This window comes from Shewanella salipaludis (assembly GCF_012911865.1).
GTDB lineage: Bacteria > Pseudomonadota > Gammaproteobacteria > Enterobacterales > Shewanellaceae > Shewanella > Shewanella salipaludis.
On record NZ_JAAXYH010000010.1, the window covers coordinates 110336 to 123267 of the forward strand.

Here is a 12932-nt window from a genome sequence, read left to right on the forward strand (position 1 = left end):
TTCTCTGTCATTCAAACCCTTCTACACTTTCGCCTCGACCAAACAACAGGGGGAACTGAGTATGGAACTACTGTGTCCGGCGGGTAATCTGGCATCACTGAAAACGGCATTGAATGCCGGTGCCGACGCCGTGTATTTAGGCTTGAAAGATGATACCAATGCCCGCTCCTTTGCCGGGCTGAACTTTACGCCGGACAAACTGCAAGAGGCGGCGCAATTTACCCATAAACAGGGCAGGAAGTTATTCCTGACCATCAATACCTTCCCTAAACCCGGCGAAGAGTCGCGTTGGTATCAAGCCGTCGATCTCGCGGCAAACTGCGGCATGGATGCCCTGATAGTGGCAGATCTGTCGCTGCTGGATTACGCCCACAGTCGCTACCCCCATATCCCCCTGCACCTCTCGGTACAGGCCAGTGCCACCAACCTGGGTGCCTTGAGCCTATATAAGGAAGAATTCAACATAGCCCGCGCCGTGCTGCCCAGGGTATTGTCGATGAAACAGGTACGGGATCTGGCCAAGGTCAGTCCTGTGGATCTGGAAGTCTTCGCCTTCGGCAGCCTATGCATCATGGCCGAAGGCCGCTGTCACCTGTCTTCCTATGTCACCGGCCAGTCGCCCAACACGGGGGGCAGTTGCTCGCCGGCCAAGCATGTGCGCTGGCAGGAACAGGACCAGAGCAGGCTGACCCGGCTCAACGAAGTGCTGATCGATGTCTCCAACGTCGACGAACAGATGGGCTACCCCGTGGTCTGCAAGGGCCGCTACCTCACAGACGCGCAGGACTCACCCGAATACCTGCTCGAGTCTCCCACCAGCCTCAACACCCTGAGCCTGATCCCCGAGCTGGCGCAGGCGGGCATAGTGTCGCTCAAGATAGAGGGGCGGCAACGCAGCCCGGCCTATGTGGAGCAGGTCACCAGGGTCTGGCGCCGCGCCATAGACACCTATCTGCAAGATCCGCAACACTTCCAGTGCCGCAGCGAATGGGATAGTGCCCTGGCCAAGGTCTCGGAAGGGCAAATCACCACCCTGGGCGCCTATGAGCGCAACTGGCAATAGAGGCGAATCACAATGAAGATTTCTTTAGGTCCACTGCTGTACTGCTGGAAGAAACCGCAGGTCATGGACTTCTACCAGCGAGTCGCACACAGTCCCATCCCCCTTGTCTATCTGGGCGAAGCCGTTTGCAGTCGCAGGCGCGAGCTGAAGTTCGGTGACTATCTGGCATTGGCAAGCATGCTCAAGCAGGCGGGCAAGCAGGTGGTGCTCTCGACCTTGGCGCTGCTGGAGGCGCCCTCCGAATACAACGAGCTCAAGAAGCAGGTGGAGAATGGCGAATTCATCATAGAAGCCAACGATGTCGCCGCAGTGCAGCAGGCCAAAGCCCTGGGGCTGCCCTTCGTCTGTGGCCCAAGCATCAACAACTACAATCTCGCCAGCCTGACCCGGCTCCATGGCTGGGGCATGCAACGCTTCGTCATGCCGCTGGAGCTGTCCCGCTCCTGGCTAGTCAAGGTGATAGAGGCTGCCGGCGGCAAACTGCCGTTCGAAATAGAAGTCTTCGGTCACGGTCATATGCCGCTGGCGCATTCGGCCCGCTGCTTTACCGCCAGGCATATGGGATTGCATAAAGATCAATGCAACATAGTCTGCCTGTCACACCCTCAGGGCCTGCTGGCGCAGACCCAGGAAGCACAGCCCCTGTTGAGGCTCAATGGCATTCAGACCCAATCGGCGGCCTGCGTCGACCTGTCGGCCGAAATCGCCGACATGCAAGGCCTGGGGGTCGACTATTTCAGGGTGTCGCCCTCGGATCTTGGCAGCATAGAGATAGCCGGCTTGCTCACCCAGGGCCAACCCTTGCCCAAGCCCGAGATGCCCTGCAACGGCTATTGGCACGACGCACCCGGCATGGTTTCGCGCTGAGGTGCGAGGCGCCAACAGGTGAGCCTGGCGGCGCGGGCCTGGCATGGCGTTGCCGGGCCCGAATTTCGCCGGCAAGGGGCCACAAAGCCGCAGCGAAAGGCTGGTCAAATCTGCTAAATCAGCTTAGGATCTAGCCAGCTAATTTTGCAGGCATATCGGAGTAATCACACATATGGGTATCAGAGCCATAGTCGTAGACACAGCGGGCACGACGACTGATCTTAACTTCATCCAGGAGATCTTGTTTCCCTACTCAGTCAAGGCATTACCCGAGTTTCTCGAACAGAATCAAACCAATGTCTTGGTTGAAAATTGCCTGTGCGACACCCGGGAGATAGCGCTGGAGCCTGAGGCGGACTTGGCCAGGACCACGGAGATATTGCAACAGTGGGTCGCCGAGGATCGCAAGGCCACCCCGCTGAAGACATTGCAGGGACTGATCTGGAAACAGGGCTATACCAAGGTCGACTTCAAGGGCCACATCTACCCCGACTTCATCGAGGCCATACGCCGTTATGCCGAACAGAAACTGAGAGTCTACAGCTTCTCGTCCGGCTCCGTCGATGCGCAGAAGTTACTCTTCAGCCACAGCGATGCAGGTGATCTGACGCCACTGTTCAACGGCCATTTCGACACCCGCACCGGCAACAAACAAGACAAACAGGCCTATTGCAACATACTCAACACCATCAGCCTGAGCCCCAAGCAGGTACTGTTCGTGTCCGATGTGGTGGAAGAGCTCAAGGCCGCCGATGCCGCCGGCATGCTCACCTGCCAGATGGTGCGCAGCCCGGCACAGGCCACGGGCAGATTCCGCCAAGTGAAGAGTTTCGCTGAGTTGCTTATCGAATAAGCGCCGGCGCCGGCAGTGACACGAACACAGACACGCGCCAAATAGGCAAACACGACAGCGACCCGGGGTCGCTGTTATGTTATCCCTGTACGCCCAGGCCCTTGCCTATGCAGCGCCCGGGTCGAACGTCACTGAGGTTTATCGACAGCGACGGCATCCTGGCTATTCTGGGTTTCGCGATGCCTGAATCCCGACACGGCCGAGGCAGACAGGAAGCCCAACAATGCCCCCAACACCACATTGAACGAATGGGATGCCAGCTCGCGTTTCTTCTGATGACTGGCGGTATCTTGTTTCAGGGTCTCGATGATCAGCGACTTGGTCTCGGGATCCTGGATATCGGCGTAGAGGGAGGGATTAAGGTCGATAGTCGGGTTGTGGTCTATTTCGAAAAAAGCCACATAACCTGTCGCGACAAACAGCACCAGATACACCAGCAGTATTCCCGCCCACACCGTCTTGGACAGGCTCTTGGGATTCAGGTTTTCTATGGCAGCCATATGCTAATTCCTTTTGTTACTTATCCATCTAAGGGTAATCAATGTCTCACATTCGGCTAAGTTAGCAGAAAATATCGGCATAAGTTAGCTTTGCAAGGCCCCGCGAAAACAAAAAAGCGACCCAGAGGTCGCTTTTTACATGCCGGGCACACTAGCCCTTGCGCGGCGCGCAGAGTATCGGGGTGTAATGCCAGAGGAAGATGCCGAAGGACAAGATCCAGCAGAGGGCGGCCAGGCTCCAGCCCCAGGCAGGGTTTCCCAGCAGCGGCAAGCCGACCCTGACCAAGGCGCCCAAGAGTATCAGGCCGAAGGCCAGACTCAATGCCGGGTGCGGCTGGAGTGGCCGGCCCGTATGCCCCAGAGACACCCGTGCCATCATGGCCAGGATCATCCCCCCTATGGTGCCGACTGTGATCAAATGTAAGGCCTCGCTGAAACGGATGGCATCCGTGTAATAGCTGGCGCCTACGGCTACCAGTCCCAGCCCCAGCGCCAGATAGGAGGCATGCAGCGACCAGAGCAAGGGCACCCTGAGGGTCGCGCGGGGATCCCAGCACCAGAGACGCAGCAGGTGCAGCACCCCGGCCGCTATCAAGAGCGTCGCCGGGGTGAAGGGCAAGCTCACCAAGTCAGCGGCGAAGAAAACGATGACGCCGGCCAGGGTGACAGGAGGCAAGACTTTATCCAGCAGCGGTGTGGCCACTACCTTGGCATGCTCGGCGCCCCGGCCGGTGAAGAAGGGGATCACCCGCCCGCCCACTATGCCGACCATCAAACCAAACAGGAGGATCACACTACGGGCCAGATGCAATGCCAGCTGGGTATGACCGTTGAAGTCGGCCAGCAGGAAGCCCAGGTTAAGCAACATCATGGCGCCTAACAGCGGAATAAACTGGTAATTGCGCCGGCTGCGGGCGCGGACCAGCATGGAGGCCAGATAGCCTATCGAGCCCAACCACCAGAGCGCCTGCAAGCCTATGGCCAGCAGCTGCAGCCCGGGAGCGGGACTCCAGAGCAACACACGCACCGAGAGCCAAACCAGCGTCAAGGCGATCAGGCCGCCGCCGTGGAGACTGCGCTTGCCCGTCCAGGTCTGCGCCGCCGTGAGCAGGAAGGCCACGGCGACCGTGGCACCGAAACCGAACAGCATTTCGTGGATATGCCATACCAGAGGCGTGATGCCGTCATCGGCAAAGCCGCCGAAATGTCCCTGCAGGAAGGAGATCCAGATGCCTATGCTGACCACAGACAGGCAGGCGGCGGCGAGAAACCAGGGGCGAAACGGCAGATCCCAGACGGCTTGCTTGCTGAGGCCGCGCAGCAAGGCATAGCCACTCGCTTTGGCACCTGTGCCTCCGGTTTTCGCCTCGAGCTCACCCGTCGACGAGAGTATCTGCCTGGTCCCGGGTTTAGCCTCCCTGCGCTTGCTCTCCGGCTCATTGATCTTCAAGAGTGATTTGCTCATAGGCCTGCTTTAATCCTTTCTCTGTATCTGTTTCATGCTGTTCTCTAATGCTCAGTGTATTGGCTTACCCAAACCGTTCAAGCCGATGCAGCGTATGACGTAAGAAATCTTGAACAAGGTGGCAAAGAGTACCAGCGCAATATGACCGGCGATCTGGGCGCCGAGGGAAAAGCTCAGCAGTTGACTGTAACTCACCAGCACGCTGCATAGCAGCCCCAGCAGGGTCAGTCCCATGGCCCAATTACCCGCCGACAACAAGGTAGCATAGCCATGCTTGGGCTTGCCTTGACCAGCATCAAGTCCCTGCACTCTCTGCACCTGAAAAGCATCATGGCCGAACTGGGTATCCGCCGTTAACGCCATTGTCTGAGAAATATTCATAGCCTGGCCCTTAAATTCTGTTAACCTTTGCCCTGCCTCGCTCAACACTCTTGTCCTGAGATTGGCCTCAAACCTGTTCCCGCGCCTCCTACCAAAGATAACGCGACTCAAGACTGGTATAGCGAATACCATGCCAAGGTACTCGCATACAGAATATCCTTTAATAACAAAACAGTTGCCGAATCAGCCACGCTTGCATGAGTCATAATGACACACCTTAACCTGAGTCATTGTGACGCAAGTGAATCATTTAGCCTCATAGCGTGTTAGGCTGAAACCAAGATCCGGCACTCTTATGCAAACAACAGGCACGAGTCATGACATCAGATTGGAGCAAACCCATGGCCGACATCTCATCGGCGGCGTTAATCGAGCTGGCATTGGATTTAACCAACAGCCTCACCACCCAAGATCGTTTCGAGCGCCTGCTGACCACCGTCAGGCGCACCGTCAGCTGCGATGCCGTGGTGCTGTTGCAGGCCCTCAACACCCAGGATGGACGGCCGGATCAGCTGAAGCCGCTGGCCCAGCAAGGCTTGACCCAGGACACCCTGGGGCGGCGCTTCGAGATCCCACTCCACCCCAGATTCGCCGCCATCTGCGACTCGGGCACTCCGGTACGTTTTCCCGCCGACAGCCCGCTGCCCGATCCCTACGATGGCATGCTCCTGGTCCATGAGGGCAATCTGCCGGTGCATGCCTGCATGGGGCTGCCGTTACGGGCCGATGAGCAGCTGATCGGCGTGCTGACCCTGGACAGCATGACGCCCCATGTGTTCGACGCCATCCCCAAACGTACCCTGGACGTGATCTCCGCCATGTCGGCGGCGACCCTCAAGACGGCCATACTGCTGCAACAGCTGGAGCAACACTCACAGCATAACCAGCTGTTGGTGGCCGAGTTGACCCATGAGGCATTGGTAAAAGACGGTGGCGAGCTGATAGGCAACAGCCAGGCCATGCAGAGGCTCAAGCGGGAGATAGACATGGTCGCCTCCTCCGACTTCACCATACTGATCGAGGGTGAAACCGGCGTGGGCAAGGAGCTGGTCGCCCGTACCCTGCACAGGCAATCGACACGCACCGAGGGACCGCTGGTGTATGTCAACTGCGCCGCCCTGCCGGAAAACCTGATCGAGAGCGAACTCTTCGGCCATGTGAAGGGGGCCTTCACGGGTGCAGATCGCACCCGCAAGGGGAAATTCAGCCTGGCGGACGGCGGCACCCTATTCCTCGACGAAATCGGCGAGCTGCCGCTGGCGGTACAGAGTAAGTTATTGCGGGCACTGCAAAACCAGGAGATTCAGCCCCTGGGCAAGGACGCCACGGAGAAGGTTAACGTGCGGGTGCTGGCCGCCACCAACCGCCAGTTGAAACAGGAAGTCGCCGAGGGACGCTTCCGTGCCGATCTGTACCACAGGCTGAGCGTGTATCCCATGTCGGTGCCACCGCTGCGCCACAGGGAGGGCGATGTCGCCCTACTCGCAGGTTACTTCGTCGAGCAGCTGCGGCGTAAACTCGGGATACGCCAGCTGGCGCTGGACTCGGAAGCCATAGAGCTGCTCTGTCGCTACGACTGGCCCGGCAATGTGCGCGAGCTCGAGCATGTGCTCGCCCGGGCGACACTGAGAGCCAGGAACGAGAATGGGGCCAGGCAGCAGGCCGGGAGCATCATAAGGATCTACGCCAAGCACATAGAGCAACTGGTCGCGACCCAGCCACTGGGAGCGGATGACGACCCCATGGACCGGGAGTCGAATCGAGCACAGGCGCCCGGGTCGCAGGCAGACACACAGCGGCTCAATCTCAAGCAGCAGACGGAAACCTATCAGCGCCAACTGATCGCCCGGGTGTTGTCCCAGGAAAACGGCAGCTGGTCGGCGGCGGCCAAACGTCTGGACACAGATCGCGCCAACCTCAGCCGTCTGGCGAAACGCCTGGGGATAAAGGTAACCAAACAGATAATCAGCGACAGTTAATGCCGTTGTTGCCTGGATACAGGAAGCTTGCGCTCGGCTTGCGCAAGCACGCCACAGGCACCAGCATGCAAACGAGAGCTGGGGATGAGTCTCTGGCCTGTCAGCTGTCAGGCCGGAGCCCACGCCAGCCGATGAGCGGCAAGCTTACTGCCATGGCTAGAGCGGTGCCCCAACGGCAGGCGGCTAAAATTCCGTCAGCAGATGCCAACGTCTCTGGGCATCCACTGACAGCACTAATAGTCTGATATTGAAGTAATTACCACCGTAGACATGGTCGCGCATCACGAGCAGCACATCTTCAACACCATCACTATTCGTATCCCCGCGACCGACAATTTCAACCTCCTGATAGCCACTCTCATGGTAATAGCTGGCTTTAGCCGTGGATTGAGATTCATATCTAGTGATTGGCGTAATATCCGACCAATACTTCAATTCGGGATCTTCAGCACTTCTCCGCGACTCTTCCACAGATATTTGCAGCGCAAGTGCCTTGGGCCACTGTTTTGACGCAGCATCACTGAGTATTGGATCCGGCAAATAACTCGATTCAGAATTTTCGGCTGTCATCAACAGACGAATGGCTTCACACATGACCTTAAATTCCAGATAGGCATTCATCTCACTTGCCGCGGTTGTGCGGGTCGCATCATCCACTCGTTCGAAGTAATCCCGACAAGAAGAGAACACAGATTCTCCAACCTTCGTCTGGCTAACTTTTAGCTCAGCGTACCAGGGCGCAGCTATGAGTTGTTGGAGATCCTCTAGATTATGCAGCTCGACCGGCGACGCCAACAACGCCGGCATAATAAACCCAGTATCCCAGCTCACAGGAATACTGTCCGTAGCCTTATTCAAGACGATAGCAGCGACGCTCAGGCCTCCCATAAGACACAGGAAAAGGCCCATCATAAAGAAAGGCTTGATCAACTTGGTATTCATAGTAGCTCCACCGCTCATGGTTTGGCCAAGGTCTGACTCCGGGAATCAGCCGCGGCTTTCTCGAACAAATCTTTGACGTATTTATTTCGTTCAAATGAGATAGGAGACTTTCTGTTAGACTCTTTTGCCGCCGTCGTCCAATCCTTGGTTTTGACTGCTTGCTTAAGCCCAGGCCACATATTGTTCAAATCCGTCATGCCAACGTTGAAAATAATATCAAACAGGGCGAGTTTGACCTCAGCTGGATAGGTTGGAAAATCAGGAAATATCCTTCTTAATTCGCCTTCGAAGCTATCTATATGTTTATCTGTCAGGCTATTTATGTCTGCATCCGCCAGTTTAAGCTTCACATGCTGCTTATAAAAAACGGCCAACCTGTTTGCCGGTTGTTTTTTAACAGCTTCATAGTCGGCGCTAACTTCATCCTGAGATGCCGGCAGGTTAGTGCCGGTCTTAAAGTTCAGCATCTGAGCGCTGGCGGGATCTTTCAGGAGATGCCCTACTCCCACGGTAACCAAACCTTTTGAATCCAAGTACATATGGCTAACTTTCCCTTCGTACTTTTCCATTCTAGCTCGCAAGGTCGCTTTTTCTGCTGCTGAAATCATGACGCAATTCCTTTTGCTTTCTATTAATCCGGGCTGCCAAGATAGTTAACCACTGCCGGGGCAAATCCCTATCCTGAGTTTTGTTCCTATCATGACAGGAAACACGAGGCAGGCACAACACAACTTGAGAGCCAAACAAATACCAGAGGCCGGTCCCCTTGCTGGCCTCCCGCCATGCTGTTAGTCTGGCCCTTGGAATTAAACGAGCGTTTTAACTCAGTTTTAACTAAGGTCTAACTATGGAAAAGTTTCTCGCGAGCCATGCTCTGGTCACAGAAATCCCGGTCGCCTGGGGTGAGATGGATGCCCTGCAACACGTCAATAACGTAGTGTATTTCCGCTACTTCGAGACGGCCAGGATCGATTTTTTCAACCGTCTGTACCCGCTGGATGCCATGTATGAGTCCGGCATAGGCCCTGTCATCAGTGAGAACCAGGCCAGATACAAGCGCCCCGTCACCTTCCCCGATAGCTTATTGGTCAGCGTCGGTATCGGCGATATCCACAACGACAGATTCACCATGCACTACCAGGTCTTCAGCAAGGCGCAGCAGGCCATTACCACCACGGGGTCATCCGTGGCCGTGATGTTCAACTTCAAGACGGGTAAGAAGGCCGAACTGCCGGCGGCACTGCTCGAGATACTGAGGCAACACCAAGATAATATTCCACTATAATCAACTTGTTACCCATGCAGTCGTCAGTGTAATATAGGGCTGGCATGCTGCCGGGTTAGCTTCAAGCAAACGACCCGAACAGGTATGACCAAGCTCGAACAAACAGGAAAGGAGCCGTGACTTTCCCGGTATGGCATTAACGTCGGCAAACTTGCCGATATCAATGCTGATCTAAGGGTTAAGGCATGGTGCCGCAGATGAACTAAGGAAGGAAAATGGAAACTGTAGAAGTCAATTGGTCCAACGCGACTCGGGTATGGTGGAGTTTCTTTTGGCGCGCTACACTCTTTGGCGCCATTGGCGGTGCCATTTTAGGTGCCATCATGGGCGTGATTGCCGTCTTGGTTGGCGGAAACCCGGATGACGCCGCCGTTGCGGGAGGCATTGCCGGCTATCTGGTGGCAATCCCTGTCTCTATCTGGTGCATCAAATTCATTCTCAATAAATCTTTCAAAGGTTACCGGGTTTGCCTGCTCAAGGACCCGGATGCCTAGGATTTAAGATGGCTGCCGTGCCGGCGTTGAACTATGCCGGTAGTTCTGCCAACAATAGACCACTATCAACCCTCTCATAGCGCCATTTCCCCGAGCGACACCAACAACATAGCGAGGCACCATGATGCAAGACTTGCGGATATCCACAGACAAGACAGAGCTGGATCTGGCGTTAATCCACGCCTTCCTCTCGGGCTCCAGCAGCTGGGCCAAGGGCATTCCCCTGGCTGTGGTGCAAAAGTCCATCGAACATTCGCTCTGCTTCGGCGGCTTCGTCGACGGTGCTCAGGTGGCGTTCGCCCGGGTAATCACAGACTATGCCACCTTCGCCAATCTGGTGGATGTCTTCGTGCTGGCGGAGCATAGGGGAAAAGGTTACAGCAAGGCCCTGATGGAGGCGGTATTCACCCATCCCCAACTTCAGGGGCTGCGGCGCTTCACCCTCGCCACGGGGGATGCCCATGACCTCTATGCCAGGTATGGCTTCACCTCACCCTTATTCCCTCAATCTCTGATGGAGCGCTATTTCCCGGCTATCTACCAAGCTGTCTGAGCGCCTTGCGGCGGCATCCAGCTGCTACTCCGAGTGCAACAGGCGGCCGAGCAGCCCGCGTATGTCTGCCGGGATCGCCTGGCTCTTATCGACGGCATAGTCGTAATGCACCAGCGAGGTCTTGGCTTCGGCGGTTTTCTTGCCCTGTTGCCAGCAGCTCTGGCCGACCTCGAAGCTGCTGTTGCCTATGCGGCTGATCCAGGTCTTCACTGTCACAGGCTTACCGTAGAAGGTGGGGGCCGTGTAGGCTATGGTGAAGCCGGCAACGATAAGATTCCATTGGTTCAGATCCAGCTCTGGATTGAAGATCTCGAAGATGGGCTCGCGGGCCGCCTCGAACCAGACAGGAATGACAGTGTTGTTGATATGGCCCAGGCCATCGGTCTCATTGAATCTTGGCTGTATGTCCAGGCTCAGGGTATTTTCAAACATCTAGGCTTCCTATCGGCTTGTTGAGTCCGTCAGATTAACGGTAAAAGCCACTGACTTCAAAGGGAATGACGTAAAACAGCCGCGGCGGCGCGGCAAGCGGGATCCCATATGACGGGGGACGCCATTGGCGTCCCCCGTTGCCCTTGAGTTCACTGCCATCCTGGGTTAACTGCCATCCTGGGTTAACTGCCATCCTGGGTTAACTGCCAGACTGGGTTAACTGCCATACATGGCATTAATTTCCCGGGTGTATTTATGGTAGATCATCTTGCGCTTCAGTTTCAGCGTCGGGGTGATGAGTCCGGCCTCCATGGAGAAAGCCTCAGGCAGCAGGGTAAATTTCTTGATCTGCTCGAAGCCTGCCAGGTCCTGTTGCAGGTGCAGCAGCCTTTGTTCGAAGTGCATTATGACCTGATTGTGACGCAGCAGTTCCAGGGTAGAACCATACTTGAGCCCCTGTTCCTGGGCCCAGACTTCCAGCGCCTCGAAGGCCGGGACTATCAGGGCGGTCACATAGTTACGGGCATCGGCGATCACTGCCACTTGCTCTATGAAGGGACAACAACCTACCTTGCCTTCGACCCTTTGCGGCGCGATATACTTGCCGTTGGACGTCTTCATCAACTCCTTGATGCGATCTGTGATGTAGAGGTTGCCTTGCTCGTCCAGACGCCCGGCATCGCCGGTTTTCAGCCAGCCATCCTCGAACGCGGCGGCGGTATCCTGCGGACGCTTGTAATAGCCCTGCATTATGGTATCGCCGCGCACCAAGATCTCATTGTCCTGTCCCAGCTTGAGCTCGACCGCCGGCAGCACCTGACCGTTGGAGCCGGCGACCCTGTTGTTCAGGGTGTTGCAGCTGACGGTGGCCGTGGTTTCCGTCATCCCGTAGCCGCAGAGCACGGGCACTTCTATGGCATGAAAGAAGCGGCCAACCTTGGTATCCAGGGCAGCACCGCCACAGGGCATGAACTTGAGTCGTCCGCCCAGTGCCTGTTGCAGTTTGCTGAACACCAGGCGCTGGGCCAGGCGCCGCTGCAGGGCGAGTCCGAATCCCATGCCGGCACGTCCCTGGCTCGCCTCGAAATAGCGCTCACCGACCCCCAGGGCCCAGGCAAACAGGGCCCGTTTGGCCTTGGAAGAACGGGACACCTTGTCCTGCACTGCACTGTAGACCTTCTCCAGGAACCTGGGCACCACACACAAGTTATGTGGCCGCACCTCGGCTATCGCTTCCTTGACCCTGGCGGTGTCACTCAGATAGACGTTGCGACCGCCACGGCACAGGACATAGAAACTCCAGCTGCGCTCGAACACATGGCTCAGCGGCAGGAAGGCCAGCGACACGTCGCCCGGGGTGAAGGCCAGCTTGTCGTCATGCTGGGGCACGGTCGCGGCGAAGTTGCGCTGACTCAGCATCACCCCCTTGGGATCGCCCGTGGTGCCCGAGGTGTAGATCAGGGTCAAGAGGTCGTCCAGGCTGAGCTGCGCCAGGCGTTGCTCGAGTTCATCACCCGTCCCGGCAGCCGGAGGGGCTGACAGGAGACTGTCCAGATGCAGATGCCTGTCATCCACCAGCGCCACCCGGGCGTCGAACACCAGAATATGTTCGACACTGGGGCATAGGGCCTGCAGCTCACGGGCCATGGCGTATTGTTCGGCGTCACCCACTATGAGCAGTTTGGCCTCGGCATCCTTGACTATGTAGGCGGCCTGTTCCAGTGTGCTGGTCGGGTATATGGGTACCACCACGGCTCTGGCCTTCAGCAGGCCGACATCGGCGCAGGTCCACTGGGGGCAATTTTCCGACAGAATCACCGCCCTGTCCTGCACCTGCAGGCCCATGTCTATCGCCCAACGGGCGATGCGACCGCTGATCTCGTCGAATGACTGCCAACTGACCTGCTGCCAGGGGGCCGACATTTCGAAGCCCTCCAGGGCGATGGCGGCGGGTGACTCGGCGCTTCTCTGCTGCAGGAGTCGAATTAGGTGGTACTGTTCGAGGGACATAATTTTCTCGTTCTTAGCTTACAGCTGTGCCGTTTTGGACGCATTTTACCCTAACTCATGGCGGATAATAAGAGTTTTTGCTCTAACCCGGCACCGACGCCTCCGCCG

At 56.9% G+C, this 12932-nt stretch carries 14 protein-coding genes; 7 read left to right on the forward strand and 7 right to left on the reverse strand.

The window, feature by feature from the left end; translation table 11 throughout:
- Nucleotides 1–61 precede the first annotated feature (61 nt).
- The 3 genes from ubiU to mtnC all read left to right on the forward strand — a co-directional run bounded on the left by ubiU (nt 62) and on the right by mtnC (nt 2783).
- Nucleotides 62–1063, forward strand: coding sequence for a ubiquinone anaerobic biosynthesis protein UbiU (gene ubiU, locus HC757_RS13840; protein WP_169564961.1), 1002 nt, complete (start codon nt 62–64; stop codon nt 1061–1063).
- 12 nt (nt 1064–1075) lie between these two features.
- A complete protein-coding gene (locus HC757_RS13845) occupies nt 1076–1930 on the forward strand; it encodes a U32 family peptidase (protein ID WP_169564962.1) in 855 nt (284 codons plus the stop codon).
- A 172-nt stretch (nt 1931–2102) separates the two neighbouring features.
- Nucleotides 2103–2783 (forward strand): acireductone synthase, encoded by a 681-nt coding sequence (mtnC, locus tag HC757_RS13850; RefSeq protein ID WP_169564963.1) that lies wholly within the window; start codon nt 2103–2105, stop codon nt 2781–2783.
- Between the two features lie 128 nt (nt 2784–2911).
- Here mtnC and HC757_RS13855 read toward each other — a convergent pair whose 3' ends face one another.
- The 3 genes from HC757_RS13855 to HC757_RS19075 form a co-directional block, all read right to left on the reverse strand.
- The gene (locus HC757_RS13855) at nt 2912–3283 is read right to left on the reverse strand and encodes a hypothetical protein (protein ID WP_169564964.1); all 372 of its coding nucleotides are present in this window, start codon (nt 3281–3283) and stop codon (nt 2912–2914) included.
- Nucleotides 3284–3434: 151 nt separating this feature from the next.
- Nucleotides 3435–4748: an NnrS family protein gene (locus tag HC757_RS13860; protein ID WP_169564965.1), complete on the reverse strand. Its 1314-nt coding sequence runs from the start codon at nt 4746–4748 to the stop codon at nt 3435–3437.
- Nucleotides 4749–4799: 51 nt separating this feature from the next.
- Nucleotides 4800–5129: a hypothetical protein gene (locus HC757_RS19075; protein ID WP_244623554.1), complete on the reverse strand. Its 330-nt coding sequence runs from the start codon at nt 5127–5129 to the stop codon at nt 4800–4802.
- A 317-nt stretch (nt 5130–5446) separates the two neighbouring features.
- Here HC757_RS19075 and norR point away from each other — a divergent pair, with 317 nt between their 5' ends.
- Entirely contained in the window at nt 5447–7108 is a 1662-nt protein-coding gene (norR, locus tag HC757_RS13870; protein WP_425313970.1) for a nitric oxide reductase transcriptional regulator NorR, read from the forward strand.
- A gap of 183 nt (nt 7109–7291) precedes the next feature.
- On the opposite strand, the gene HC757_RS13875 is transcribed toward norR, so the two are convergent.
- Both HC757_RS13875 and HC757_RS13880 read right to left on the reverse strand, forming a co-directional pair.
- The gene (locus tag HC757_RS13875; protein WP_169564966.1) at nt 7292–8050 is read right to left on the reverse strand and encodes a hypothetical protein; all 759 of its coding nucleotides are present in this window, start codon (nt 8048–8050) and stop codon (nt 7292–7294) included.
- A 14-nt stretch (nt 8051–8064) separates the two neighbouring features.
- The gene (locus HC757_RS13880; RefSeq protein WP_169564967.1) at nt 8065–8658 is read right to left on the reverse strand and encodes a glycoside hydrolase family protein; all 594 of its coding nucleotides are present in this window, start codon (nt 8656–8658) and stop codon (nt 8065–8067) included.
- A 239-nt stretch (nt 8659–8897) separates the two neighbouring features.
- On the opposite strand from HC757_RS13880, the gene HC757_RS13885 reads away from it, so the two are divergent.
- From HC757_RS13885 to HC757_RS13895, 3 genes are all read left to right on the forward strand, one after another.
- Entirely contained in the window at nt 8898–9335 is a 438-nt protein-coding gene (locus tag HC757_RS13885; protein ID WP_169564968.1) for an acyl-CoA thioesterase, read from the forward strand.
- Between the two features lie 215 nt (nt 9336–9550).
- A complete protein-coding gene (locus HC757_RS13890) occupies nt 9551–9829 on the forward strand; it encodes a hypothetical protein (protein ID WP_169564969.1) in 279 nt (92 codons plus the stop codon).
- A gap of 121 nt (nt 9830–9950) precedes the next feature.
- Entirely contained in the window at nt 9951–10382 is a 432-nt protein-coding gene (locus HC757_RS13895; protein ID WP_211164418.1) for a GNAT family N-acetyltransferase, read from the forward strand.
- A 24-nt stretch (nt 10383–10406) separates the two neighbouring features.
- Here the strand turns inward: HC757_RS13895 and HC757_RS13900 are convergent, their stop codons facing one another.
- Nucleotides 10407–10814: an acyl-CoA thioesterase gene (locus tag HC757_RS13900; RefSeq protein ID WP_169564970.1), complete on the reverse strand. Its 408-nt coding sequence runs from the start codon at nt 10812–10814 to the stop codon at nt 10407–10409.
- Between the two features lie 216 nt (nt 10815–11030).
- Nucleotides 11031–12824 (reverse strand): AMP-dependent synthetase/ligase, encoded by a 1794-nt coding sequence (locus tag HC757_RS13905; RefSeq protein WP_169564971.1) that lies wholly within the window; start codon nt 12822–12824, stop codon nt 11031–11033.
- Nucleotides 12825–12932: the final 108 nt, after the last annotated feature.

Excerpts from the sequence above, each read along its gene's own strand:
- HC757_RS13900 (WP_169564970.1), bottom strand. The coding sequence starts at position 10,814 with ATGTTTGAAAATACCCTGAGCCTGGACATACAGCCAAGATTCAATGAG.
- HC757_RS19075 (WP_244623554.1), bottom strand. The coding sequence starts at position 5,129 with ATGAATATTTCTCAGACAATGGCGTTAACGGCGGATACCCAGTTCGGC.
- HC757_RS13845 (WP_169564962.1), top strand. The coding sequence starts at position 1,076 with ATGAAGATTTCTTTAGGTCCACTGCTGTACTGCTGGAAGAAACCGCAG.
- norR (WP_425313970.1), top strand. The coding sequence starts at position 5,447 with ATGACATCAGATTGGAGCAAACCCATGGCCGACATCTCATCGGCGGCG.
- HC757_RS13895 (WP_211164418.1), top strand. The coding sequence starts at position 9,951 with ATGATGCAAGACTTGCGGATATCCACAGACAAGACAGAGCTGGATCTG.
- HC757_RS13890 (WP_169564969.1), top strand. The coding sequence starts at position 9,551 with ATGGAAACTGTAGAAGTCAATTGGTCCAACGCGACTCGGGTATGGTGG.
- ubiU (WP_169564961.1), top strand. The coding sequence starts at position 62 with ATGGAACTACTGTGTCCGGCGGGTAATCTGGCATCACTGAAAACGGCA.
- HC757_RS13860 (WP_169564965.1), bottom strand. The coding sequence starts at position 4,748 with ATGAGCAAATCACTCTTGAAGATCAATGAGCCGGAGAGCAAGCGCAGG.
- HC757_RS13875 (WP_169564966.1), bottom strand. The coding sequence starts at position 8,050 with ATGAATACCAAGTTGATCAAGCCTTTCTTTATGATGGGCCTTTTCCTG.
- HC757_RS13905 (WP_169564971.1), bottom strand. The coding sequence starts at position 12,824 with ATGTCCCTCGAACAGTACCACCTAATTCGACTCCTGCAGCAGAGAAGC.
- HC757_RS13855 (WP_169564964.1), bottom strand. The coding sequence starts at position 3,283 with ATGGCTGCCATAGAAAACCTGAATCCCAAGAGCCTGTCCAAGACGGTG.
- HC757_RS13880 (WP_169564967.1), bottom strand. The coding sequence starts at position 8,658 with ATGATTTCAGCAGCAGAAAAAGCGACCTTGCGAGCTAGAATGGAAAAG.
- mtnC (WP_169564963.1), top strand. The coding sequence starts at position 2,103 with ATGGGTATCAGAGCCATAGTCGTAGACACAGCGGGCACGACGACTGAT.
- HC757_RS13885 (WP_169564968.1), top strand. The coding sequence starts at position 8,898 with ATGGAAAAGTTTCTCGCGAGCCATGCTCTGGTCACAGAAATCCCGGTC.